Origin of the sequence: Streptomyces sp. T12 (genome assembly GCF_028736035.1) — a bacterium.
GTDB lineage: Bacteria > Actinomycetota > Actinomycetes > Streptomycetales > Streptomycetaceae > Streptomyces.
In genome coordinates, this window is sequence record NZ_CP117866.1 from 5,486,734 (window position 1) to 5,510,466 (window position 23,733).

General features: G+C 71.2%; 25 protein-coding genes. 15 read left to right on the forward strand and 10 right to left on the reverse strand.

Annotated elements, in window-relative coordinates; genetic code table 11:
- Window positions 1-167 precede the first annotated feature (167 nt).
- Together PBV52_RS24610 and PBV52_RS24615 are read left to right on the forward strand one after the other, a co-directional pair.
- On the forward strand, window positions 168-830 hold the full coding sequence (locus PBV52_RS24610; RefSeq protein WP_274241138.1) for a hypothetical protein: 663 nt from the start codon (window positions 168-170) through the stop codon (window positions 828-830).
- 107 nt (window positions 831-937) lie between these two features.
- Complete coding sequence (locus PBV52_RS24615; protein WP_274241139.1) at window positions 938-1,597, forward strand: Uma2 family endonuclease; 660 nt, start codon at window positions 938-940, stop codon at window positions 1,595-1,597.
- On the opposite strand, the gene PBV52_RS24620 is transcribed toward PBV52_RS24615, so the two are convergent.
- Window positions 1,510-1,722 carry a hypothetical protein gene (locus PBV52_RS24620; RefSeq protein WP_274241140.1) on the reverse strand — a complete coding sequence of 71 codons (213 nt, stop codon included), beginning with the start codon at window positions 1,720-1,722 and terminating at the stop codon, window positions 1,510-1,512. The two genes, PBV52_RS24615 and PBV52_RS24620, sit on opposite strands and share 88 nt — an antisense overlap.
- A gap of 123 nt (window positions 1,723-1,845) precedes the next feature.
- Between PBV52_RS24620 and PBV52_RS24625 the strand changes: the two genes are divergently transcribed.
- The 5 genes from PBV52_RS24625 to PBV52_RS24645 all read left to right on the forward strand — a co-directional run bounded on the left by PBV52_RS24625 (window position 1,846) and on the right by PBV52_RS24645 (window position 6,302).
- Window positions 1,846-3,195, forward strand: a complete 1,350-nt coding sequence (locus PBV52_RS24625) for a tetratricopeptide repeat protein (RefSeq protein ID WP_274241141.1) — start codon at window positions 1,846-1,848, stop codon at window positions 3,193-3,195.
- A gap of 146 nt (window positions 3,196-3,341) precedes the next feature.
- A complete protein-coding gene (locus PBV52_RS24630) occupies window positions 3,342-4,316 on the forward strand; it encodes a permease (protein ID WP_274249544.1) in 975 nt (324 codons plus the stop codon).
- Entirely contained in the window at window positions 4,313-5,119 is an 807-nt protein-coding gene (locus PBV52_RS24635) for a TIGR03943 family protein (protein WP_274249546.1), read from the forward strand. Before PBV52_RS24630 ends, PBV52_RS24635 begins: the two co-directional genes overlap by 4 nt.
- Before the next feature lie 133 nt (window positions 5,120-5,252).
- Window positions 5,253-5,996, forward strand: coding sequence for a GAF and ANTAR domain-containing protein (locus tag PBV52_RS24640; RefSeq protein ID WP_274241142.1), 744 nt, complete (start codon window positions 5,253-5,255; stop codon window positions 5,994-5,996).
- Between the two features lie 30 nt (window positions 5,997-6,026).
- Window positions 6,027-6,302 carry a ribosomal protein L7/L12 gene (locus tag PBV52_RS24645; protein ID WP_274241144.1) on the forward strand — a complete coding sequence of 92 codons (276 nt, stop codon included), beginning with the start codon at window positions 6,027-6,029 and terminating at the stop codon, window positions 6,300-6,302.
- Between the two features lie 8 nt (window positions 6,303-6,310).
- Here the strand turns inward: PBV52_RS24645 and PBV52_RS24650 are convergent, their stop codons facing one another.
- A complete protein-coding gene (locus PBV52_RS24650) occupies window positions 6,311-7,138 on the reverse strand; it encodes a hypothetical protein (protein ID WP_274241145.1) in 828 nt (275 codons plus the stop codon).
- A gap of 221 nt (window positions 7,139-7,359) precedes the next feature.
- On the opposite strand from PBV52_RS24650, the gene PBV52_RS24655 reads away from it, so the two are divergent.
- Window positions 7,360-11,595, forward strand: a complete 4,236-nt coding sequence (locus tag PBV52_RS24655; protein ID WP_274241146.1) for an NACHT domain-containing protein — start codon at window positions 7,360-7,362, stop codon at window positions 11,593-11,595.
- Here the strand turns inward: PBV52_RS24655 and PBV52_RS24660 are convergent.
- Together PBV52_RS24660 and PBV52_RS24665 are read right to left on the reverse strand one after the other, a co-directional pair.
- A complete protein-coding gene (locus PBV52_RS24660; RefSeq protein ID WP_274241147.1) occupies window positions 11,547-11,846 on the reverse strand; it encodes a DUF397 domain-containing protein in 300 nt (99 codons plus the stop codon). The genes PBV52_RS24655 and PBV52_RS24660 overlap by 49 nt on opposite strands.
- Window positions 11,806-12,654 (reverse strand): helix-turn-helix transcriptional regulator, encoded by an 849-nt coding sequence (locus PBV52_RS24665; protein WP_274241148.1) that lies wholly within the window; start codon window positions 12,652-12,654, stop codon window positions 11,806-11,808. The genes PBV52_RS24660 and PBV52_RS24665 overlap by 41 nt, the downstream gene beginning before the upstream one ends.
- A 278-nt stretch (window positions 12,655-12,932) precedes the next feature.
- Between PBV52_RS24665 and thrS the strand changes: the two genes are divergently transcribed.
- Both thrS and PBV52_RS24675 read left to right on the forward strand, forming a co-directional pair.
- Window positions 12,933-14,192 (forward strand): threonine--tRNA ligase, encoded by a 1,260-nt coding sequence (gene thrS, locus PBV52_RS24670; protein ID WP_274241149.1) that lies wholly within the window; start codon window positions 12,933-12,935, stop codon window positions 14,190-14,192.
- Between the two features lie 114 nt (window positions 14,193-14,306).
- A complete protein-coding gene (locus tag PBV52_RS24675; RefSeq protein ID WP_274241150.1) occupies window positions 14,307-15,278 on the forward strand; it encodes a nucleoside hydrolase in 972 nt (323 codons plus the stop codon).
- Between the two features lie 94 nt (window positions 15,279-15,372).
- On the opposite strand, the gene PBV52_RS24680 is transcribed toward PBV52_RS24675, so the two are convergent.
- Complete coding sequence (locus tag PBV52_RS24680; protein WP_274241151.1) at window positions 15,373-16,311, reverse strand: LAETG motif-containing sortase-dependent surface protein; 939 nt, start codon at window positions 16,309-16,311, stop codon at window positions 15,373-15,375.
- 250 nt (window positions 16,312-16,561) lie between these two features.
- On the opposite strand from PBV52_RS24680, the gene PBV52_RS24685 reads away from it, so the two are divergent.
- Window positions 16,562-18,232, forward strand: a complete 1,671-nt coding sequence (locus tag PBV52_RS24685; protein ID WP_274241152.1) for a glycoside hydrolase family 13 protein — start codon at window positions 16,562-16,564, stop codon at window positions 18,230-18,232.
- A gap of 1 nt (window position 18,233) precedes the next feature.
- Here the strand turns inward: PBV52_RS24685 and PBV52_RS24690 are convergent, their stop codons facing one another.
- A complete protein-coding gene (locus PBV52_RS24690; protein WP_274249548.1) occupies window positions 18,234-18,881 on the reverse strand; it encodes a DUF4142 domain-containing protein in 648 nt (215 codons plus the stop codon).
- Window positions 18,882-19,177: 296 nt separating this feature from the next.
- On the opposite strand from PBV52_RS24690, the gene PBV52_RS24695 reads away from it, so the two are divergent.
- Window positions 19,178-19,468, forward strand: coding sequence for a hypothetical protein (locus PBV52_RS24695; protein WP_274241154.1), 291 nt, complete (start codon window positions 19,178-19,180; stop codon window positions 19,466-19,468).
- 102 nt (window positions 19,469-19,570) lie between these two features.
- Window positions 19,571-20,386 carry a carboxypeptidase regulatory-like domain-containing protein gene (locus tag PBV52_RS24700; RefSeq protein WP_274241155.1) on the forward strand — a complete coding sequence of 272 codons (816 nt, stop codon included), beginning with the start codon at window positions 19,571-19,573 and terminating at the stop codon, window positions 20,384-20,386.
- Here the strand turns inward: PBV52_RS24700 and PBV52_RS24705 are convergent.
- Window positions 20,380-20,841: an FxLYD domain-containing protein gene (locus PBV52_RS24705; RefSeq protein ID WP_274241157.1), complete on the reverse strand. Its 462-nt coding sequence runs from the start codon at window positions 20,839-20,841 to the stop codon at window positions 20,380-20,382. The two genes, PBV52_RS24700 and PBV52_RS24705, sit on opposite strands and share 7 nt — an antisense overlap.
- A gap of 214 nt (window positions 20,842-21,055) precedes the next feature.
- On the opposite strand from PBV52_RS24705, the gene PBV52_RS24710 reads away from it, so the two are divergent.
- Window positions 21,056-21,589, forward strand: a complete 534-nt coding sequence (locus PBV52_RS24710) for a hypothetical protein (RefSeq protein ID WP_274241159.1) — start codon at window positions 21,056-21,058, stop codon at window positions 21,587-21,589.
- Here PBV52_RS24710 and PBV52_RS24715 read toward each other — a convergent pair.
- The 3 genes from PBV52_RS24715 to PBV52_RS24725 form a co-directional block, all read right to left on the reverse strand.
- Window positions 21,549-21,737: a hypothetical protein gene (locus PBV52_RS24715; protein WP_274241161.1), complete on the reverse strand. Its 189-nt coding sequence runs from the start codon at window positions 21,735-21,737 to the stop codon at window positions 21,549-21,551. The two genes, PBV52_RS24710 and PBV52_RS24715, sit on opposite strands and share 41 nt — an antisense overlap.
- 98 nt (window positions 21,738-21,835) lie before the next feature.
- Window positions 21,836-22,204 (reverse strand): DUF6479 family protein, encoded by a 369-nt coding sequence (locus PBV52_RS24720; protein ID WP_274241163.1) that lies wholly within the window; start codon window positions 22,202-22,204, stop codon window positions 21,836-21,838.
- 79 nt (window positions 22,205-22,283) lie between these two features.
- Window positions 22,284-22,757: a VOC family protein gene (locus tag PBV52_RS24725; protein ID WP_274241164.1), complete on the reverse strand. Its 474-nt coding sequence runs from the start codon at window positions 22,755-22,757 to the stop codon at window positions 22,284-22,286.
- Between the two features lie 215 nt (window positions 22,758-22,972).
- Here PBV52_RS24725 and PBV52_RS24730 point away from each other — a divergent pair, with 215 nt between their 5' ends.
- Window positions 22,973-23,692 (forward strand): response regulator transcription factor, encoded by a 720-nt coding sequence (locus tag PBV52_RS24730; protein ID WP_274241165.1) that lies wholly within the window; start codon window positions 22,973-22,975, stop codon window positions 23,690-23,692.
- Window positions 23,693-23,733 lie beyond the last annotated feature (41 nt).

The following is a 23,733-nucleotide window of genomic DNA, read 5'->3' on the forward strand; positions in this document are numbered from 1 at the left end:
GATTCGCCTGGTGAGAGCCGATTGATTGACCTGACGGAGAGGGTGGCCGATCAACTCCCGGCCCTTCGATGATCGACCCGTCGCTGCCCCGGTCCCACTCCCCCCTGGGCCGGGGCGGCGGCCCGGCCCGACGAGCGGGTCGAGGCATCCGACAGGAGAACCCCCACATGAAGATCCTGAAGAACGGCCGTCGCCGGACGGCGATGCTGACGTCGGCGCTCGCCCTCGTGCTGATCCCCTTCTCCGCAGGCACGGCCAGCGCCAACACCACCCCCGGCTGGGGCGACGATATGCCCGACGTGATCTGGGACTGCAACAACGGCAACGCCGATTCGTGCCAGTACCACGAGCAGAACGCCGAGACCGAACTCGGCAAGCGGCGTCAGGCCTCCAACGTGATCAGCAACTGCGCCAGCAACCAGCCCGTGACCCTCACCCGCACCGACAGCAACACCTCTAGCACCGAGTACGCCTTCGAGCAGCAGACGTCCGTGGAGGTGTCCGCCGGCTTCAGCGACACGTTCGAGGCCGGGATGAAGGCCAGCGAGTCGCAGAGCGAGACCTGGAAGGTGGGCAGTGCCCACACCGCGACCGAGACCCACACCTCGACCATCCCGCCCGGCCAGCAGGGCGCCTGGTGGTTCGCGCCGTACGTCCGCCACTCCCAGGGCTACCTGGAGGTCCACTACGGCAGTCGCAACCACGGCCACTACATCTGGTACTACCCCGGCAACGGCGGCCTTCCGGGCGTCGACGTCCTGACCCCGGTCTTCCTCCCGGGCACCGGCGAGCTGAAGGGCGTCTGGTACTGGGCGACCTGGAACTGCTGACTTAGGGGAAACGCAACAGCACACTCGTTCGAGTGAACGGCTCCGCATTCGCTGTGCAGGCTCCGCGTCTACCCTGGGAGGGTCGCGTCGAGCGGAGGAGGTCTGTCATGGCGGTGGCGGAGCCGATCATCATGCCGGGGTATCAGGGCGAGGCCATTCAGGGGCCGTACGACGACCCGGACGGCGACAGCGACGCGGACAGTGGCGTGCCCAGCTACGAGGGCGCGAGCGTGGAGCAGGTCTTCGAGCTCTTCAGTGCGGCGGCCCCCAGGGGCTGGCGCGTGGAGTTGATCGAAGGAGAGATCTGCGTGACGCCACCGGCCAATGGGGAGCACGAGGAAATTCTGGCAGAGGTCAACCACCAGGTCGTCCGGAAGACGTCTGATGATTCTCCCCTGCGCACCTACGGCCGCATTGGCCTGTACCTCCCCGGCTCGTCCGTCACTGGCCGTGCCGAGCCGGACCTGGTGATCGCCCCGAGGGGCACGTTCGATGACCAGGAGGTGTGGCACGACCCGTCCGGCGTCCTCCTCGTCGCCGAGGTCACTTCCAAGAGCACCGCCGACCGTGACCGCCACGAGAAGATCCACGGTTACGCCCGCGCCGGCATCCCGGTCTACCTGCTGATCGACCGGGAAGGGGCGGAGGTCGCCCTGTACTCCGACCCGTCCAGCGACGATTACGCCAAGAGCGCCAAGTACAAGCTGGGCCTCACCGTGCCGTTGCCCGACCCGCTCGGGTTCGAGCTGGACACCGCGGAGTTCTGAGCGCACCCCGCTCCCGCCGCCCTCGCCGGCCCCGCGTTCGCCGCCAGGATCAGCGTCACCACGGCCACCACTGCCGCGGCGACGCCTCGGGTGTAACGCTCAGTGGTGCTGGTGGGTTCGAGCACGGCGACCTACCTCTCAGCAGCTCGGGCAGCTCTCAGCGGGAATGTGTTAAGCGCGTTTAATACACGGTTTAACCTAGGGGTGGTCCAAGCCGAACGGCAAGGGGTGCTGGGGGAGTTGGGGCGATGGCCGAGCGTGACGACCCGGGGGTCATCGGACGCCGGGTGCAGCAGCTGCGCGTCGAACGCGGACTGACCCAGCGGCAGTTGGCGGAACCGGCCTACACGCCCGCGTACATCTCCACACTGGAGTCGGGCCGTGTACGCCCCTCCGATGACGCGCTGCGGCATCTCGCCGACCGGCTCGGCGTCGGCTTCGAGGAACTCGCCACCGGGCGCCCCGCCCACCTCGCCACCGATCTGCGGCTGCGCCTGACCGGAGCGCAGCGCACGCTCGCCGCCGGAGAGGCCGAGACGGCCGCGGAGCAGTACGCCGCCCTGCTCGCCGAGGCACGGCGGCACGAGCTCCTCGAAGTGGAGGCCGACGCCCTGCTCGGACTCGGCGAGTGCGGCCTCTACACCGGCGAACTGACCGAGGCCCGGGACCACTTCGAGCGGGCCGAGCAGGTGCTCGCCGAAGCCGACGCCCCGCTGCCCGCCCGCGTCCCCGCCCTGCGTGGAAGGGCTGTCTCCCACTACCTCGCCGGGGAACTCCGCTACGCCGTCTACCTGTTGGAGTCCACCCTCGACGAGCTCAACCGGGGCGGACTGCACGACCCCGATGCCCTCCTCCTGCTCTACGCCAGCGTCATCGGCCCCTACATGGACATGGGCGTTCACGCCCGCGCCGCCCAGGCCGCCGAGTACGCCCTCGCCCTCGCCCCAAAGGCGGCGGACCCGGCCCTGGTCGCGCGGATGCACCGGTCCGTCGCCCGCACCCTCCTCGCCGAGGGCCGCATCGCCGAGGCCGACGCCTCCCTCGCCAAGGCCGCCGAGCTGTACCGGCAACTCCAGATCCGTACCGAACTCGCCAACTGCCACTGGATGCGCGGCTACGTCCACGCCCAGAACGGCGACCTGGAGAACGCCGAGGCGGCGCTGCGCGAGGCCCGCTCCATGCTCACCGCTCAGCGCGCCGCCCTCTACACCAGCCAGGTCGCCGTCGAACTCGCCGACGTACTGCACCGGCGCGGCAAGTCCGACGAGGCCGCCGCCCTCCTCCACGACGTGCTCAGCGACCTCAGTCCCGAACGCGGCGCCCTGCACGCCGCCGCCGCCCACCGCCTCCTCGGCATCATCGCCGAGGACGCCCGCGACACCGAGACCGCCGAGGAGCACTACGTCCGGGCGCTCAGCCTGCTGGAGCGGGCGGGCGCGGCCGGCGACCTGGCCGACCTGTGCCGGCTGCTCGGCGACCTGCTGCGCCGCACGGGACGGGTGGAGGCGGTCCTGGACGCGTACCGGACGGGGCTGGGACACCGTACGGCTCCCGGCACCACCACCCTCGGACCCGCCCCCGCACAGCCCCCTCTGTGAGCAAGGCCCCTGCGAGGCACAGCCCGCTGTGTGGGGAACCCAAGGCCGCGCACAGGTCCCACCGGTTAGCCTGCGCGGGGGCATTCGGACGGGTTCGAACAGGTGGGGACAGGCGCGTGCAGAACCAGCGGACCGTGGTCGACGGGATGCGCCTCGGCGTGCGCGCGTTCGTGTACGCCGTGCTCGGCGGCGCCGCGCTCATCGCCATCGCCACGGTCGCCTCGGTCCTCGGGCCGATGCTCGCGCTCGACCTCTACACCCCGCCCGTCGCCGCCTGGTGGACCGTCTTCACGGCGATCGCGGTGCAGGGCGTGCCGTTCCTGCTGCTCGGCACGGTCGTCTCGGCGGCGATCGGGGCCTTCGTACCGGAGCAGGTCTTCAGCCGGCTCCTGCCCCGCAACCAGGCGCTCGCCGTCCCCGTCGCCGGGGCGGCCGGCGTCGTCCTGCCGGGATGCGAGTGCGCGTCCGTGCCGGTGGCCGGGAGCCTGATGCGGCGCGGCGTCGCCCCCGCGGCCGCCCTCGCGTTCCTTCTCTCCGCACCGGCGATCAACCCGGTCGTACTCGTCGCCACGTCCGTCGCCTTCCCCGGTCAGCCGGAGATGGTCCTCGCCCGGCTCGTCGCCTCGCTGGCCACGGCCGTGGTGATGGGCTGGTTGTGGGCCCGGTTCGGCCGCGAGGAGTGGCTGCGCCCACCCGAACGGCACACCGACCCCACCGCCACCGGCCTGCGCGCCTTCACCGCCGGGCTCCAGCACGACTTCCTGCACGCGGGCGGCTTCCTCGTCCTCGGCGCGGCAGCCGCGGCGACCTTCAACATCGTCGTGCCCCGATCCGTACTGGACCTCTTCACCGGCTCGCCCTGGCTGTCGGTGCTGCTGCTGGCACTCCTCGCGGTCGTCCTGTGCGTGTGCAGCGAGGCGGACGCGTTCGTCGCCGCCTCCCTGAGCGGCTTCTCGCCGACCGCGCGGCTGGCGTTCATGGTGGTCGGCCCGATGGTGGACCTGAAGCTGTTCGCCCTCCAGGCGGGCACCTTCGGGCGGTCCTTCGCCCTGCGGTTCTCGTCCGTGACGTGGGTGGTGGCCGTGGCGAGCAGCGCGCTGGTGGGGTGGTGGCTGCTGTGAGGCGCTACGGGCCGGCGGTGCTGCTGCTCCTGACGGGCGCGGCGATCCTGCGGATCTCACTCTTCAGCGAGCTGTACCTGCGGTACGTGCAGGCGGGACTACGGCCGTACCTGGTCGTGTCCGGGTTCCTGCTGGTGCTGCTTGCGGTGGCCGTGGCGCTCGTCGGGCGACCGGAACAGGAACCGCACGCCGAGCAGGGCCAGCACACAGAGCACGGCGAACACACCGGCCGCGATCAGCAACGCGAGCACGGCGAGCACGACAAGTCCGGCGACGATTCCCACGCCCACGATCAGCACGGCGGCCACCATAGCCCCCGCGTCGCCTGGCTCCTCACCCTCCCCGCCCTCGCCCTCCTCCTCTTCCCGCCCCCCGCGCTCGGCTCCTACAGCGCCGAACGCGAGACGGCGCAGCGGGCCGCGCAAGGGGTCGGGGCCTTCCCCGCGCTGGCGGGCGGGGACCCGGTGGAGCTGACGGTGGCGGAGTTCGGTTCCCGGGCGATCTACGACAGCGGACGGTCGCTGGCCGGCCGCACGGTCCGGCTGACCGGCTTCGTCACCCGCGACGACGACGGCACCTGGTACGTCACCCGCCTCCTCGTCGCCTGCTGCGCCGCCGACGCCACCACCAGCAAGGTCGAGATCCGGGGCGCGGACGCTCCGCCCGTCGACGCCTGGGTCACCGTCACCGGCACCTGGCACCCCAAGGGCGCGCTCGGCACGGACGAGGCATGGCCGCCCCTCCTGGACACGGCGTCGGTGCGGCGGATCGCGCAGCCGGCGAACCCGTACGAAAAGCGGTAGCAGCGGTCGTCGCGCGGCGGCCGACGGCGTTTCGCGGGGCGTGCCACGGGTAGTCGGGCGGCGTCCGGGCGAGCGGTGGAACGGCTACCCGAGGGCCCTGGACCAAGCAGGCCGCTCTCATGAGGAGGCTGCTGTGCGGCCCGAAGACGGTCATCGTGATGAGCGGGGACGGGAGCGGACGGGTGCCGCGGACGCGATCGCCGACGGCGTACGCGGTGCCGGACCCGGCGAGATCCCGGCGCGGCTGTGCGACGTAGCCGTAGAGCTGCTGCCCGTGACCGGCGCGAGTGTGTCGCTGCACAGTGACGGCATGCCCGTCCAGCTGGGCGCGAGCAGTCCGCAGGCCGCGTATGTGACCGAGATCCAGGCGACCTTGGGCGACGGCCCCTGCCAGTGCGCCGCACAGAGCGGGACGCCCGTGCTGGCCTGCGATCTGACGGCCGGGGAAGACGTCCTGCGCTGGCCGGTCTTCGCCCAGCAGGCCACGGCCGCCGGGGTGCGGGCGGTGTACTCGATGCCGCTCGGCAACGACACGGTGTGCGTGGGCACGCTCGACCTCTACCGGGACACCCCGGGCGACCTCACCGACCGGGATCTGCGGACGGCGCGGCTGGTGGCCGGGATGATGACGGTGGCGCTGATGGCGCTGCCGCGCGCCCAGGACGCGGGCGACCAGGACGGCGAACGGTGGCTGAGCGGCCTGGCCGCCGACCACGACCAGGTCTACCAGGCCACCGGCATGATCATGGCCCAGCTGGGCGTCGGCACGGACGAGGCACTGGCACGGCTGCGGGCCCACGCGTTCGCGGGCGGGAGTACGGCACTGGACGTGGCACGGGACGTGGTGGAACACCGGGTGCGGTTCGACCGGGAGTAGGCCCTGCGGGCCCGCCTAGGATCGTCGCCCATGGACATAGTGGGTCTCTTCTTCGTGCTGGCCGCGTTCGCGGGCATCCTCACCATCCAGAGCAGGATTTCCCGGACGGATCAGCGAGTTGCCCGGGTCGAGCACAAACTCGACCTGATCCTTGACCACTTGGGGCTTCGCGCGGACGACCCACGGATGGACGAGGTCCTCGCGCTCCTGCGCAACGACAAGAAGATCCAGGCGATCAAGGTCTATCGGGAGATCACGGGGGCGGGCTTGAAGGAGGCGAAGGACGCTGTCGAGCGCATGGTCTAGCGCAGGGGTCAGACCTCCACCCGGCCCCGTTTCCTGACCTCCGCCAGGCGCTGGGCGCCGAGTTCGACGGCGGCCAAGGTGGCGTCGCCCGGTACGTCGCCGAGGCCGCCGTTGGTGACGGTGATGGCGTCGTCGCCGACGCGGATGGCGGCGACGTGGAGGGTGAGCGTGGGCGCGGCCTCGCCCTCGCTCTCACCCTCGCTCTCGCCCTCACCCTCGTCTTCGTCTTCGGAGACGCCGCTGAGGACGATGTGCAGCCCCCGCCGGGCATCGCCGACCTCCGGCATCTGAGCCTCGCCGACCTCCACGGTCATCAGCCCGCCGCGCGTGGTCCTGGCCATGAACTGCCCGCATGTGCGCGGCAGGCTGCCGAGCCACTCCAGCGTCCGGTCCACCTCCGCCGGCCGATGGGCCACGACCTGGTAGCGCAGCTGGGCCTCGTCGTACTCGTCGTCGAGGCCGACCGACGCGCGCGTACGGGCGTCGGGCCCGAACAGCTCCTCCGCGTACAGGGCGTCGAGCAGCCGCCGGCACTCGGCCGACTCGGCGCTCGCCTTGAGCATGGCGTCCCGCCAGGTGGCGACGCCCCGGGTGGGGACCCAGGGTTCCCCGAGATCGGCCTCGGTGATGAGGGCGGCCCGGGCCTGCGCTTCGGTGAGGGTCGGGGCGGCCGCGGGGGTCGGGGGCCCGGTGGCGGTGGCCGCGGGGGAGACCGCGGCGGGGGCGGCCGGGACCGCCCTGTCCGGCCCGGCGAGGGAGCAGGCGGAGGCGGTGGTCAGCAGGGTGGCCGCCGAGAGCGTCGAGGCGACGACGGCGCGGGCCGGGGGACGGGGCATCGCGGGCCTCCTGGGCTGGGGTCAGGCGTGCGCTCAAGATCGGGTGCGTGTTCTTAAGGCACCACCCCGGGAGTACGACCACCAGCGCGCCGAGCCGTCCGGGTGACGGGGCTCGGCTCGGTGGCGACGCGGTCCGGGATCTTGCGGCGTAGCCAGGGCCGGGCAGGCCGGATCGCCGATTCGGGCCCCGCGGGTGCGGGTCGGTCGGGGAGGATGCGTGGGTGACGACGGACATCTGGCGCAACGTGGCGGTCGTTCTCATAGGCCTCGTCCTGCCCGCCATCGGCGCTTGGTGGATGGAACGCTCCCGTGGGCGTTCGGCTCATCCGGCCGCCTCCGAGCTCCTCCTGTACGCGGTCCGCGCGGTGGAGGCCGAACAGCTCCGGGGGCTGGGACGACCGCTGTACCCACCGTTCAGCATGGCTTCGGCGGGAATGGCGGCGCACGTGGCGGGGCAGAGCATCGCGGCCATATTCGGGGGCCTGCACGACAAGCGCCTGGTCATCCTCGGCGACGCGGGGACGGGCAAGACCACCGCTGCCCGCAGACTGGTTCCCGTGCTGCTCGACGAGGGCCCGGTGCCCGTCATGGTCGGCCTCTCCTCATGGGAACCCGCGTCGCAGAGTGTGCAGGACTGGTTCATCTCACGCGTCGCGGACCGTTACGGCGTGGAAGCGGACCATGTGAGGGGTTTGACGGCGGCCCGTCGACTGCTTCCGGTACTCGACGGCCTCGACGAGCTTCCCGACTCTCAACGGGCCACCTGCGTACCCCTGTTGATGCGCTGGCTGGACGGGTTCCCCGGGTACGTGCTGACCTGCCGCACCGACGCCTACCAAGACATGGCTGACCTCCTCGGCCCCGGCGTGGGCACCACGGTGACGCTGCGGCCGCTGTGGGCGCAGGACGTCGCCGCCGAGCTGCGTGCGGTCGACGCCCAGCGATGGGAGCCGGTCGCCACGGCCGTCGAGGACGACCCGTCCGGTCCGCTTGCCGAGGCCCTTTCCTCACCGTGGTTCCTCTCGCTCGCGGCAAGTGGCTACGAAGGGCATCGGCACCGGGACCCGGAAGAGCTCACCGACCGCAGGGAGTTGCCCGACGCTGCTGCCGTACGGCGGCGGATCTGGGACACGGCCGATCCGACGGTCCGCATCGAGGGCTGGGGCACGGACGGAAGGCGCCGCCTCGAACTGGTCGCCGACGCAACGGGCAGCGAGGCCGACGGCCTGCTGCTGTGGTGGCGGATGGCCGGTAAGTACGGTTCGTCGTGGGCGGTGGCCTATGTGACCGCCGCGTTGCTGGGGATTCCCGCCCTTGTCGGTTTGGCGGCGGACCGGGGGCTCGCGAGCAGCCTCTCGGGGATGTACGTCATCTTCGGCTATCTGGCCTTCCTGACACCGGTGATCTCGCACCAGGAGCCCCGGCGTCTCGGGCGTCGGCCGTTGCTGACGCTGGTGCCGCTTCGTGGAGCCGCCTTCTGGCTACTCGCGACGATTCTCGGTGCGGGGCTGATCGGCCTGCCCATCGGCATGGCCTTCATCCTGGATCCGGAGTGGGTTCTCTCCGGCACGTGGTTCTCGATGGGCCTCATGGCGATCGGCGTCATCGCGGGACTCGTACTCATGATCACCGGGCCGAACACCGAACCCGGCCGAGCTCACCGAGCCGGTGACCTGCACTCCGACCTGTGGGTAGCGCTGCTCACTTCGAGCGCGGTCACTGCACTCGCGTGCCTCCCGATCGGTCTGCTGTCCGACCCGGGACGCGGGACCACGGGCGGTCATGGACTGCCGTGGTTCGTGTGGGCGGCGACTTCGCTGGGATTTTTCACCACCGTCCTGCTGACCCGCACACCTTGGGGACGCTACCGCCTGACCCACCTCGGGCTGGTCCTCGACGGGGAACTGCCGCTGCGCCTCGGCCGCTTCCTGGCCGAGGCGCTGGATCAGGGACTGCTCGTACCGGCCGACGGATACGGCGCCGGCTGCTACACCTTCCGCCACAGCCTGGCCCGCGAGGCCCTGCTGGGCGGGGGGACGGACCGACTGGCCCGCGTCCGCGCCACGGAACGCTTTCAGAAAGAGATACGCGCCGAGGTTCTGACCTTGCCGGAGTCCGTCGCCTACCTCGCGTTCACGTCGGACGGCAGCTCCGAGAGGTACGCGCGCGAGAGGGAGCACATCGCGGGGCTGGCCGACGAGGTGCTGACCAACGAACTGCGCGCCGCCGCGGACAAAGGTGCCGAGGCGTACGAGCGGTACCGCAAAGCCAGGCAGCGTATGAGCGAGGCGTTGGGCGTGAGCGTCTGGGCGAACTCCACGACGGCGCGGCTCTACGGGCTCGCGGCGCTGCTGGCCGGGGGCATCGTGTGCGCAGCCGTCGGATTGCTGACCGGCGCGGACCAGTTGGAGGTGGGCGCAGGCGTGGTCGCGGTGGCGGCCGGGGTCTGTCTGTCCCTTCTTCTCGCCGCCCGACTGGAGGCGACGCCGGCTTCCCGGCGCTTCATCTACATGATCGTCGCCGTTCTGGCCCTCTACACCTCTACGCCCTGGGCCCTGTCCCCGTTCCTCCCCGAAGGCTCGCTCGGAACCATCGCGGCGATCACAGCGGCAGCAGACATTTTCTTCCTCGTCGCCTGGCTCTACGCCCGCCCTCACGTGGCCCGCGCCCGCGCCGTACTGGACGACGACCCCGACGCCTGGCCCGAACTCCCGGCCATCCGCCACCATCGTGGAGCCGCGTTCGAGGCCCGGCAGACCTGGCTGACGGTCGTCGCCCGGGACGGTGTCATGCCGCTGATCCGGGGCCGGCTCAGGGTGGGTACGGACACGGGGACGGTGCCCGCGCTGCCCGCGATCGCCCCGTCGCGGCTCACCGGCTCACGGCGTTCCGACCAGTTCGTGGGCACGGAGGCGGCCGATGAGATCGCCTTCCACCTGCGCGAGTTGGAGAGCGCGAGCATCGGCGTCAGCGGGCAGCGCGGGGTGGGCAAGTCCAGTCTCATGCAGCGGTTCTGTACTTCCGGCCCGCTGTCCGCCGCCGACGACCTGCTCGTCCTGGCGCCCGCCCCGACCTCGTACGACCCCCGGGAGTTCCTGATCCATCTGTTCGCGGAGGTGTGCCGGCGGGTCACCGGCAGCAATCCGGGGGACGACGGTCACCAAGCCCCGGATCCGGTGCGCCGCAGGAACCTCGTACAGCATGTGGGTGCCGCCTTGATGGTGGCCGCAGGCGTTCTGATCACCGTCGTGACGCTTCTGTGGCCCGAACTCACCGCGGCCGCGGAGGCGGTCACCGGGCATGCGAAGGCGCTGGTGATCGCCGGGGGTGTCGTGCTCACCGTCGCGGGCATCGCGTGGGCGGTGTCCCTGTCCCTACCGGCGGAAGGGGCGGGGCGCCGTCGCGGAAACCCGCGTCACACCGACGTGCTGGCCGCCGCCCATCTGCGCACCCTGCACTACCAGTTGACGTTCCTGCGCACCCGCAACGCGCAGCTCGCTCTTCCGGGCGGGCTCCAACTGGCCGACGGCTCCCAGGTCCAGCACACCCAGCAGGTGCTCACCTACCCCGAACTGGTCTCCCGTTTCCGTGCCTTCCTCACCGAGGTCGCCCGGGACCGCGATCAGTCGGGCGGGCGTGTGGTCATCGGGATCGACGAACTCGACAAGCTGGGCAGCTCGCAGGACGCCGAGCGGTTCCTCAACGACCTCAAGGTCGTCTTCGGGATCCGCGGCTGCCACTTCCTCGTCGCCGTGTCCGAGGACGCGCTGACCACCTTCGGTCGGCACGTCCTCGATGTGCGCACCGCCTTCGACAGCGCCTTCGACCGCGTGGTCGCCGTACGCCCGCTCAGCCTCGGCCAGGCGCGCACGCTCCTCGAACTGCGGGGCGTTTGGCTGCCCGGGCCGTATCTGTGGCTGTGCCAGGTGCTGTCGGGCGGACTCCCGCGGGACCTGCTGCGGGCGGTGACGAGCCTGGCCACCGAACGTGCCCTGCGCTTGAGAGTCGACCTGCGGCAGTTGTCGCGAAAGTTGATCGAAGACGACGCCCGGTCCGTCCTCTCCGCGCAGACCCGGTACGCCGCCACGCTGAGCGGCGCCCATGCCCCACGCGCCGCCCGGTGGATCGCCGACGCATCACAGGCCGCGGTCACCGCTGACGAGTGGGAGGCCGCCATCGGCGCCGCCCCGCCCGTCGACCCCGACCAGTACGACGTGGCTCACGCCGTGACCCAGGTACGGGCTTATCTGGCCCTGGGGGCCACCCTTATGCGGACCTTCACCGAGGGCGATGTCGCCGCCAGCCTCGACTGGCTGCGCCTCGCGGGCCCGGACCCGGTCGACCGTCTCACCACGGCCCGCGCCAAACTCGCCACCGAGCCCGAGACGTCCTGGTCGGCCGTGAACCGCTACCGCGCCGAGATACCGGGCCTGGCGCCGTTGCCCGAGCCGACGTAGCCGATGAAGGCGACGTAAGCCTCCGGGGCAAGGGTGAGGGCGTCGACCTCGGGGTTCTTGGAGTCGCGGACGGCTACGTGGGGGGTGAGGTCGGCGACCTCGACGCAGTCGCCGCCGCTGGTGCCGCTGTACGAGGACTTGCGCCAGGCGGCGGAGCCGAGCGCGGCGCATTCGACACACTCACCGCCGCTGGTGCCGCTGTAGCTGGACTTACGCCACGTCGCGGCCTTCAGCTGCTTGCTGGTGTCCATAGCGTTCCTCCATCACGCGGGCGATCAGGTCGGCCGAATCCTCCGGCGAGAAGGCGGCGGCCTGCAAGCGAGCGTAACCGACCGAACGTTCCCTGATTACTTGCGGGTTGGCGGTCATGTGCCCCTGGTCGTAGCTCTCGCAGTAGAAGACATCGGGGTGATCGTCGAAGCGCAGGAGGGTGAACGAGCCCATCATCCCGGTGTGCGCTCCTACGGAGTACGGCAGCACCTGGATGTGCACCGACTGGTTGTTCCGGAAGCTCAGCAGGTGGGCGAGTTGCTCGCGCATGACGCCCCGGTTGCCGACCATCCGGTACAGCACCGACTCGTCCAGGACCACCCACACCGCGGGCGGCTGTTCGCGCGCCAGGACGCGCTGCCGTTCCATGCGGGCGGCGACCATCTCCTCGACCCTGTCCGGGTGGTCCACCCTCAGCAACGCTTTCGCGTACGCCCTTGTCTGCAGAAGCCCGTACACCAACTGGCACTGATACGTGGAGATGTAGGTCGCCTTCGCCTCCATGTCGGCGTACGGCTGGAACCACGTAGGCAACTGGCTCCGCAGAACCAACCCCACGAGCCTCGAAAAGTACCCGTCCGTCATCAGCGCCGCGTCCACGCGCTCGGCGAAATCCCGCGTCGGCACCTTCAGCGTCGTCTCGATCTGGCCGATCAGCGACCCCGAACAGAACAGAACCGAGCCCAACTGCTTCAACGTCAGCCCGGCCTCCTCCCGCTTTCTCCTCAGCTCGAAGCCGAAGTAGTCCAACGGAGAAGCGGTGGGATCGAGTTGGCGGATGTGAACCAAGGCGGGCACCCCCAAGGCTGACGTTGCGCGTCGTTGCGTCCGTTCTGTGGCTGAGCGTAACCATGTGACTTCACGCTGGTGATGTGAATCGTGAAAATCAATCGCGCCCCCATCCACCCGCTGTTACCGTCGCCCCATGCAGCGCGCCAACCCGTCTCTCACGACGACGCCGGACCCCGTCCCGGCGCCGCGCTGACATCTGAGCGAATCCGAAGCCCCGGGGCGAGTGCCCCGGGGCTTTGTCGTGGGTGCTCGTCTGTTCACCTGGAGGAGTAGCCATGCACGACCACCGCCGGCTCGGCCGTGAACTCGACCTGTTCGACACCGACCCCCTGATGGGCACGGGACTTCCGTACTGGCTGCCCGACGGGGCCGTCGTACGGCACACCCTGGAGGAGTACGTCCGGGAGGCCGAGCGGGTGGCCGGGTACCGGCACGTGTACTCACCGGTCCTCGGCAAGCGGGAGCTGTACGAGATCTCCGGGCACTGGTCGCACTACAGCGACGACATGTTCCCGCCGATGAGGCTCGGCGCGGAGGAGATGGTGCTGCGGCCCAGCCTCTGCCCCCATCACGCGCTGATGTACCGCTCCCGCTCCCACAGCTACCGCGAACTCCCCCTCCGCATGGCGGAGTTGGGCGGCATGTACCGTTCGGAGCTGTCGGGGGTCCTGGGCGGTCTGACCCGCGTCCGGTCGATCCAGCTCAACGACGCGCACATCTTCTGCACCCTGGACCAGGCGGTGGAGGAGGCCGGCGCCGCCCTGCGACTCATCGCCCGCGCTTACGCCGATCTGGGGATCCGGGCCGCCCGCCACCGCCTCTCCCTCCCGGACGAGGGCCAGGGCGAGGGCGAGGGCGGCGGCAAGTACGTCGCCGACCCCGAGCTGTGGCGGCGGGCCACCGCGCTGCTCCGCGAGGTCCTCGACGGCTCGGGCATCCCGTACGAGGCGGTCAAGGGCGAGGCGGCCTTCTACGGCCCCAAGATCGACGTCCAGATCACCGACCCGGCCGGCCGCGAGGCGACCCTGTCCACCGTCCAGATCGACTTCCACCAGCCCGAACGCTTCGACCTGCACTACATCGGCCCCGACGGCGCCAAACACCGCCCGGTCATGGTCCACCGCAGCATCATCGGCAGCGTCGAACGAGCCGTCGCCCACCTCATCGAACAGCATGGCGGCGCCTTCCCGGCCTGGCTCGCCCCCGTGCAGCTGCTGATCCTGCCCGTGTCGCAGGCACAGAGCCAGAAGGGGGAAAAGCTGCTGCGCCAGGCCCTCCGGGAGGGGCTGCGCGCGGAGATCGCCGGTCCTGAACACGGCACCCTGGGCGCCCGCATCCGCGCGGCACGCCTCGTGCCGTACCAGGCGGTCATCGGTGAGCGGGAGGCCGAGGCGGACGGTGACCTCGCGGCCGTACGGCTGCGGGACGGGCGCAGGCCGGGCGCCGTACCCGCCGCGGAGCTGCTCGCCCGGATCGCCGCCCGCGTCGCGGCGCGCGGCCCCGAGCTGTGGGATGCCCGGGGAGACGCCGCATGACGCCGCACGCACGGAACCGCACGACGACGCCATACGGCGACGCACTCCACCTACATCACACCGTAAGGTCGTTTTCGTAGAGCCCGCCACCGCAACCGCGTCAGGAGCCTCGCCGTGACGAACGCCGAAGGGCCGCCCATCCCGGTGATCATCGACTGTGACACCGGAGTCGACGACGCTCTGGCGCTGCTGTTCGCGGTACGCCACCCGGGGCTCGACCTGCGCGCGGTCACCTGTGTGGCGGGCAACACGGACGTGGACGGCGTCGTACGCAACACCCTCACCGTCCTGGAGCAGGCCGGCGCCCCGGACATCCCCGTCGCCCGGGGCGCCGGACGCCCGCTGATCGAGCCCGCGCGCTCGGCGCGGCACGTGCACGGCGAGGACGGCATGGGCGACATCGGCCTGCCCGCCCCGACCCGCGCCCCGGCCGACGTGGACGCGGTGACGCTGCTGCGCCGCGAGATCCTGGCGTCCCCGCGCCCGGTCACCCTGATCCCCACCGCGCCCCTGACCAACATCGCCCTGCTGCTGCGCGCCCACCCGGAGGTGACCGGCAACATCGAGCGGATCGTCTTCATGGGCGGCGCGGTGGCCACCGGGAACGCCACACCGGTCGCGGAGTTCAACGTGTGGCACGACCCGGAGGCGGCCGCGATCGCGCTCACGGCCGGGGTGCCGATCACCATGTACGGCCTGGACGTCTTCCAGCGGGTCGTGGTCCCCGGGGCGGACGTACGGCGCCTGCGGGCGAGCGCGGAGCCCGGCGCCCGTCTCGCCGGCGACCTGCTGGCTCACCGCCCGGCCACCCCGGACGTCGCCGCCGACTCCGAGGCCGGGGGTATCGGCGACGCGGGCGCGGTCTGCACGGTCGTGGACCCGGCGGGCATCACGACCAGCCTCCTCCCCGTCGAGGTCTCCCTCGCCCCCGGCCCGACCCGGGGCCAGACGATCGTCGACCGCCGCGCCCGCCCCGGCGAGTCCGAGATCCACACCGGCATGCGCGAACAGGCGCTGGTGGACGTGGCATTGGACGTGGACGTGGCCCGCTTCGTGAAGCTGTATCTGACGACGGTGGAGCGATAGACACCGCCATTTGCGTGAACAGGACAGGCTCGACCTGCCCTGAGACGTGCGAACGCCCCGGAAATTCCGGGGCGTTCGTGTCGGGAAGGGGCGATCAGGAGCGAGCCGCGCGACGCCGCTTCGACGCCACGACGAACGCCGCGCCGCCCGCCACCAGCACCACCGCGCCGATGGCGATCGGGCCGGTCGCGCTGCTGCCGCCCGTTTCGGCGAGGTCGCCGTCACCGCCGTTGGGCGAGGGCGCCGGGGCGGACGTCGACTCGGAGGGCTCCGGGGTCGGGGTCTCGGTCGACGGGGTCTCCGAGGCAGGCGGCGTCGTCTCCTCCGCCGGGGTCGACGGCTCCTCGGTCGGCGGCTCCGACGGCTCGGCCGGCGGCGTGGTCGGCGGCTCCTCGGTGGCCGGCGGCTCGGTCGTGCAGTCCTTCGTGCCGCCGTTCCAGGCCGCGATCAGCTTGTCCTTGATGACCGGGCGGTCCGGGCCCTTGGGCAGGTCGCCGTGGACGAAGCCGTCGTTCGCGTCGAGCTTGCCGTCGAACTTCACCGCGCCCCGGTACAGGTCGATCTGCGCGAAGCAGCCCGCGTCCGGGACGGCGATGTCGAGGGTGTCGGTCTGGCCCGGCTTCACCGTGACCGTGTCGAAGTCGACGAAGACCTGCTCGCCGGAGGTGGCGAAGGTCGGCCCGTGGGCGAGGTAGGAGGCGAGCGAGGCGGTGCAGGTCGTGGCGTCGGCGGCGGCGCGGACCGTGATGTGGACCTTGCCGTCGTCGGTGACCTTGAGGTTCTGGTCGTCGACCTTGACCGAGTCGTAGAAGTTCGTGCCGTCGAGCGAGAACTGGCAGCGGTCGGTGGCCGTCTCCGTGCCGGCGCCGGTGCCGGGGTGGTAGGTGCCGCCGGACTTCCAGCCGTCGCCGCCGCCGTGCGAACCGGTGGCCCAGGCGCCGGAGGCGGAGGCGACGCCGGCAGCGCAGAGAACGAGCGACGCGGCGCCCGTCCCCAGCAGGCGTCGCGCCATGACACGTCTCGCTATGGACATGCGTATCCCATCGGGGGGTGAGTGGTCGAAGAAGAATCACTGGGCTCACTGGTCACATGCGCCACAGTGTGAGCACATCGTCGGGCGACAGGAGAACGCTGTCAACCTGCGGGAACGCAACGCTAGTTCAAACAGCAATCACAATTCCATCACACGGGGAATGATCTACTCCGCACTTCGTGGTGTTCGCTTTTCCGGCCAAGTGGACAGAGTTCTCACCGTCGCCCGTACACACCCGCGAGGAGTCCGCGTGACCGTCCGCACCACGCCCGACACCCCCGACCTCTCGTCCCGCAACCCCGACTGGTGGCGCCAGGCCGTCATCTACCAGGTCTACCCCCGCAGCTTCGCCGACGGCGACGGCGACGGGCTCGGTGACCTGAAAGGCGTCACCCAGCGCCTGAACCACCTCGCCGCCCTCGGCGTCGACGCCCTGTGGCTCAGCCCCTTCTACCCCTCCGAGCTGGCCGACGGCGGCTACGACGTCGCCGACTACCGCGACGTCGACCCGCGCCTGGGCACCCTCGACGACTTCGACGCCATGGCCGCCGAGGCCCACCGCCTCGGCCTGAAAGTCATCGTCGACCTGGTCCCCAACCACACCTCCCACCAGCACGTCTGGTTCCAGGAGGCGCTGCGGGCCGGCCCCGGCTCCCCCGCCCGCGACCGCTACGTCTTCCGCGACGGCCGCGGCCCGCACGGCGAACTCCCACCCACCGACTGGCAGTCCGTCTTCGGCGGCAGCGCCTGGCGCCGGGTCCCCGACGGCCAGTGGTACCTGCACCTGTTCACCCCGCAACAGCCCGACCTGAACTGGGAGAACGAGGAGGTCCGCGCCGACTTCCGCACCACCCTGCGCTTCTGGTCCGACCGCGGCGTCGACGGCTTCCGCGTCGACGTGGCCCACGCGCTCGCCAAGGACCTGAGCGAGCCGCTGCGCGACCTCGGCACCCCGGAGCTGAGCCACGAGGACGCGCTCCCGCGGTTCGAGCCCGGCACCCACCCCTTCTACGACCGCGACGAGGTCCACGAGATCTACCGCGACTGGCGCAAGATCCTCGACGCCTACCGCCCGCCCCGCATGGCGGTCGCCGAGGCCTGGGTGAACCCGGCCGCCCGCCGCGCCCTGTACGCCCGCCCGGACGAACTGGGCCAGGCCTTCAACTTCGAGTATCTGCAAGCCGGTTGGGATGCCGAGGAGCTGAAGCGGGTCATCACCGACTCGCTCGCCACGGCCCGCGCGGCCGGCGCCTCCGCCACCTGGGTCCTGTCCAACCACGACGTCGTACGCCACACCTCCCGCCTGATGCTCCCGCCCGGCACCGACGACAACGCCTGGCTCCTGTCCGGCGGCCACGCACCGGCCGTCGACGAGTCCGCCGGCCTGCGCCGCGCCCGCGCCGCGACCCTCCTCATGCTCGCGCTGCCCGGTTCGTCGTACGTCTACCAGGGCGAGGAACTCGGCCTGCCCGAGGTCGCCGACCTGCCCTCCGAGGTCCTCCAGGACCCGATCTGGGAACAGACGGGGCGCGTCCGCAAGGGCCGCGACGGCTGCCGGGTGCCGCTGCCGTGGACGACGACGGGACCGTCGTACGGCTTCGGCGCGGGCGGATCGTGGCTGCCCCAGCCGTCGGGCTTCGCGTCGTACGCCGTCGAGGCCCAGGACGGCGTCGAGGGCTCCACCCTGGAGCTCTACCGCGCGGCCCTGCGCCTGCGCCGCAAGCTGCTGGCGGGAGAGGAGCTGGAGTGGGCCCCGGACAGCCCGCCGGGGGTCCTGCACTTCGCCCGCTCGGACGGCTGGCGATGCGTGGCCAACCTCTCCGGTGCGGCGGTCGAGCTGCCGCCGGGGGAGGTGCTGATCGGCAGCGGGCCGCTGGAGGGGCGGGTGCTGGGGCCGGACACGACGGTCTGGCTGGCGTAGGTCATTTGAGCACCGTCTGCGGTTCGCCCGCCGCCGGCGGTGGCGGGGTCAGGTCCTGGGCCGGGAGCTTGGGCGGGGTCGTCTCCTGGAACAGGACCTGGTCGAAGTCGACCAACCCCGTCTTCTCCATGACCGTGATGTGGTCGAGGACGGTGTTGTTGGCCTGCTCGGCCAGCTGCCGGACCAGGGTGTTCTCGGTCGTGGCCCGGATCTTGGCGATCGTGGTGAAGATCTGGCCGTGCGTGACGCGCAGGATGTTCGCCATGTCGCTGTCGAACTGCCTGCCCGTGTCCGCGCTGAGCGTCGCGACGAAGCCCTGCTGCTGCGGGCTGGGCCGGTTGGGCAGGGTGATGTTCAGCCGCGCCGCGACCCTGCGGCAGCCGGCGTCCAGCGCGGTGTGCCCGGCGACCAGGTGCTGACCGGCCGTCAGCACCGCCTTGGTGGTGCCCTTCCGCAGGGCCATCTTCCCGACCGGGTACTCCCACAGACCGGCCGCCCGGACCTTGACGACGAAGTCCCGGTCGGCCTCCGTCAGCGGGCCCGTCGAGGTCTGGGCGATGACACGGGTCTGGGAGCCGGCGACGGTACTGACGCCGAGCATCGGGGGATAGGCGAGGGCGACGAGGGTGAGACTCAGAGCGCCGCCCACGAAGAGAGTTCCGGTTGCCTGCCGCGTCAAGCGCACCGTGCTGCCTCCTGCCTGGTGGGCCGAGGTCCCGCCCTGGAGGGAGGGCGGGCCGGGGTCGTACGGAGGTACGGATCGCGTGACGTGCGGAACCTTTTGACTTGGCATCGGCTCCGTAAAGCATCGCCTGCGCGTGCGGGCCCGTGCAGGCCGGTGCAGGCCCGGCTGGCGGCACGTGCCGACGCCGTCCGAGTGAGAGGCGCGGGTCGCTCGCGTGGCGAACCGGGCAGCGCCCGCCCGCTGCCCAAGGATCCGGACGCGTGGCACGCACCTTCGACGAACTGGTCGCCATGCAGCGGGCGGCGGACCAGGCACACAGCAGGGTGGAGGAGCTACGGGACCACTACGGGCCGCCCGCCCACACACCGTGGACCGAGCTCCAGACCGACACGTACGAGACCGCCTGGCGCGCCTGGCGCGACCTCGCCCGTGACGTCCAGAGCGCCGTGACCGAGTACGCGAAGGAACAGGGCGCCGCGCGCAACCAGGTCGAGGAGGACGTGAGGAGGGCCGTACGGCACCCGGTGTCGGGGCCGGAGCCGGACGAGTGAACGCTGCCCGTACGGCCGAACAGCACGTGTCCCTGCGGGAGCAGACCGCGAGAATCGCGGGCAGGGGTGCCACCGATGCGTGTGTGAGGAGCTCCGCCGACGATGAGCAGGTCCTGGAAGACGACGATCTTTGGATTGCTCGCCGCTGCGGGCGCGATGGTCGTGGCCGCGATGGTCGCTGTGGCCGGGATGGCAGCGATGGCCGCAACGGCCTACGGCGGTGAAGGCCCGATCCGATCGGTCGGCCGTGACCTGTGGGCGACCGCGACCATCGAGCCCGGACGGGAGGGCATCGTCGAGGTCGGGGGTTACGAGGGGGTGCCGCTGGGCGAGGGCTCGGTACTGACCCTGACGGCGCCGGCGCAGACGAGAGTGACGGGTACCCCGTTCGCCGCGGGCGGGTACCGAGGGGCGGTCACGCTGGGCGGGATCAGCGGGACGTACACGTTCGTGGGGGCGCCCGCGGCGGCCGGGTCGGCAGCCGATGCGTCGGCATGGGCGGGCTGGAAGGGCCGTACGTTCCCCTTCGTCCTGGCGGTCCCCGCCGACGCCGAGCCCGGCACCCGGCTCCCCGACTGCGCCCTGGTCCTGCGCGACGCGAACGGCACCGTGCGGCAGAAGGGCACCTGCGCCGTGACGGTCGGGCTGCCGGCGCCGGTCCTGTCCCGCCCCCAGTCGGGCGTGCCGCTGGGCGCGCTGCCGAAGACGTCCGGGACGGCCTACCCGGGAGCCCAGGTCACGGTGCGCGACGCGCAGGAGGAGGAGGTCTGCTCGACCACCGCCGCGCCTGACGGTACGTGGTCCTGCGTCCCGGCCCGGGCCCTCCCCTCCGGCGCGGGCCGCCTCCAGGCGACGGCGACGTTGAACGGGGTCAGCGCGATGAGCGAGCAGATCGACATCACCGTGACAGGTCAGTAGCGCAGGGCCCTGGCCACCTCCGCCTTCACCTCACCGCCCAGGTCGCGCGTGCTGCGTGCCGTGCCCGTGCCGGTCTGGCCCGCTGCCACGTCCGAGACGGTCACCACGGCCGCGTCCAGCAGATTGCCGTCCTCGTCGCGGAAGTTGATCTGTACGCCGAAGGACTTCGTCGAGTCGGTCGTGTTCTCCGCCGTGACCTCCACGGTCGTACGGCCGTCCGCGTTGGTCGTCGGGTCGCCCAGGCTCACCGCGTCCTTGGCGTCGATGCCGCCCTTGATGTCGTCCAGCCGATGGCCCGCCTCCGCCGTCGCCGAGGCGAAGGCCGATGCCGCCTTGCTGGCCACCGAGGAGGGCGTGTCGTCGTCGCTGCAGGAGGTCAGGGTGAGGGTGGCGGCCACGGTGGCGGTCGCCGTGAGGATCGCGGCTGTCGTCCACCGCGTTCGGTGACCGGGCATGGCGCCTCCAGCGGGTCGGTTCCGGTCCGGTTCCGGTCCGGTTCCTTCAGTGAAGATCCGTGCGTCGCCGTCCGCACTCCGGGGCTCCGGGCATCACCCGATCGGCCCTTCCCCCGTGGTGGCCACCCCGGGGCCCACCGATCGTCGTACCGACCGCAGAACTCGACCGCAGAACCCGATCGCGGGACACGCGAGAAGTGGGGGTACGGCAGCCATGAGCCAGCCGCAGCCGCAGTCGCACGCAACCGACGCAGCCCATAGCCCGCCTGGCCCCGCCGCGTCCCAGGCAACCTGGCCTTCGGCTGCCGGAACCGCCCCCGCCCCCGCACCCACCCCCGGCTGGGTCACCGGCGGGCTCGTCTTCGCCGGTGTGCTGATGCTGGTGAACGGGCTGCTGGCCATCCTCCAGGGCATCTCCGCGATCGCCGAGGACGACGTCTACGGCCGTATCGGCGACTACGTCTTCGAGATCAACCTCACCGCGTGGGGCTGGATCCTGCTCGGCCTGGGTGCCGTGGTCGCCTGCGTCGGCTACGGCATCCTCAAGGGCGCCTGGTGGGCTCGGATCACCGGCATCTTCGTGGCGTCCCTCAGCATGGTGCTGCACTTCCTGTTCCTGCCGTACACGCCGGTGTGGTCGGTGATCATGGTGGGCGTCGACTTCTTCGTGATCCTGGCGCTCGCCATGGCCCCGGACGTCCCCCGCGCTAGCGCTTCAACGCGCGGTAACGCCTCAGCAACTCGCTGATCCTGGTCGGGTCCTTGTGGCCGTTGAGCTCGGTCAGCAGGTCGTCGGGGCAGAGCTCATAGAGGTCGCCCCAGAAACGGCGGCCGTGGTTGTCCCAGATGCGGTAACCGCCGGGGACGCCCCTGGCCACGTAGCGTCGTCTGCTCAATCCGCCCCCTGCCCGGACTCGTCACTCGTACGCATCCACGCGCGCGTCCGGACAGGGTGACATCGGGCTGCTGTTCCCGTCGCCCGCATTTCCCGGGCTCAGCCGTGCCCCAGCCCGCCCCCGCCGAAGGCTCCGCTCTTTCCGGGCAGCCATCGCCTGCGGTGCTGGTCCTCGCTGCGTTTGCTGCCCGCGTGGTGCAGTTCGTGCGGCAGGAGCCGTTCCCTGCCCTCCGCGTGCGGCACTTCGTCCGGTTCCCTGATCTCGCGCATCTCATGGACCGGACCGGTGTCGGGAAGGTGCGGCTGCTCGTCGGGGCGCGGCCGCGGCAGTTCTCGGTCGCGGACCCGCATGCCGAGCGAAACGGCCCAGATCAGTGCGCCTGCGATGAACAGGCCACCCGCGAAAGCGGCGATCACGTTGAGTACTTCACTCGACGTGGCCGCTAGTACAAACGTCGCCGTACTCATGCCCCAATTATCACCGAAAGGGGCGAATAAGCTCCTCCAGGAAGCGTCAAACCGCTTGTGCTCGCCGGTTCTCGGGGATCTACGCGCGTTCAGCGGCGTCATCCGACCCGTCCGACCCGTCCGGCTTATCCGGCCCGTCCAGCTCATCCAGCTCCGTGAAGAGCGTCAGCTGGAGGGCACCGGGGCCTTCGAGGCGTGAGTTGAGGGAGTTCCAGGGGGTGCGGGTGGGTTCCGCGAGGACCTCCGCTCCTGCTGCCGCCAGCCTGGCCGTGGTGGCCGTGGAGTCGTCCACCTGGAAGGCGACCCGGATGTGGCCTGCCACCCGTCGGCCGACCTCGACCTCGTCGATGAACTCGGCGTGGTTCGGGTCGGTCAGCTCCAGCGTGGCCCGGCCGGCGTCGAGGATCGTGACCCGGCCGTCGGGGGAGGAGAACGCGGCGCGCTCGGGGAGGCCGAGCACGTCCCGGTAGAAGCGCAACGCCTCGTCGTAGTCGGCCGCCGTGACCACCAGGCGGAGTTCGCGTACGGGGGGTTCGGCCGGTGCGTCGGACATCTTCGGCTCCTCTTCGGCTCTTCGGCTCTTCGCCGGTCGTGACTCGTGAACCGCGAAACTCGGCCCCGCGATTCCCGACCGGTACCGGCACCTCGTCCGTTCGGCGGAGGCGCGCGCCGACGGGGGCCCGCGGCGCTGGCCGTTCGGCCGAAGCGGGACCGGGCGCCGTAGCGCGACAGTGGGGCCTGGTCCCCCTCTGCCTCAGGAGTACGTCGATGTCACAGCAGGACGGCGGCCGGTCCCGTACGACGGCCGGTGTGATCCGGCTCGTCATCGTCGACGACCAGGACATGGTGCGCTCCGGGTTCGCCGCCCTGCTCTGTGCGCAGAGCGACATCGACGTGGTCGGCGAGGCCCCCGACGGCGCGCTCGGCGTCGAGATCTGCTGTCGTACGCATCCCGACGTGGTGCTGATGGACGTACGGATGCCCGGCATGAACGGGCTGGAGGCCGCCCGGCACCTCCTCGACCCGCCGCCCGGTGTCACGCACCGCCCGAAGGTGCTGATGCTCACGACCTTCGACCTCGACGACTACGTGCACGAGGCGCTGGCCGCCGGCGTGAGCGGCTTCCTCCTCAAGGACGCCCCGGTCGCCGAACTCCTGCACGCCGTACGGGTGGTGGCGGCCGGCGACGCGCTGCTCGCCCCGTCGGTGACCCGCCGCCTCATCGAGGACTTCACCCGGCGCCGCCCCGCCCGCCGCAGGGAGACCCGCCTGAAGCTGAACGGTCTCACCCCGCGCGAGAGGGACGTCCTGTATCTGGTCGCGCGGGGTCTGTCGAACACCGAGATCGCCGGTGAACTGGTCGTGGCCGAGCAGACCGTCAAGACGCACATGACACGTCTCCTGGCCAAGCTCGACGCCCGCGACCGGGCCCGACTCGTCATCTTCGCCTACGAGTCGGGGCTGGTGAGCCCGGAGGACGGGTCCTGAGCCGGACTCCCGCGCGAGCTGCCGTAATACCGCAGTACGAC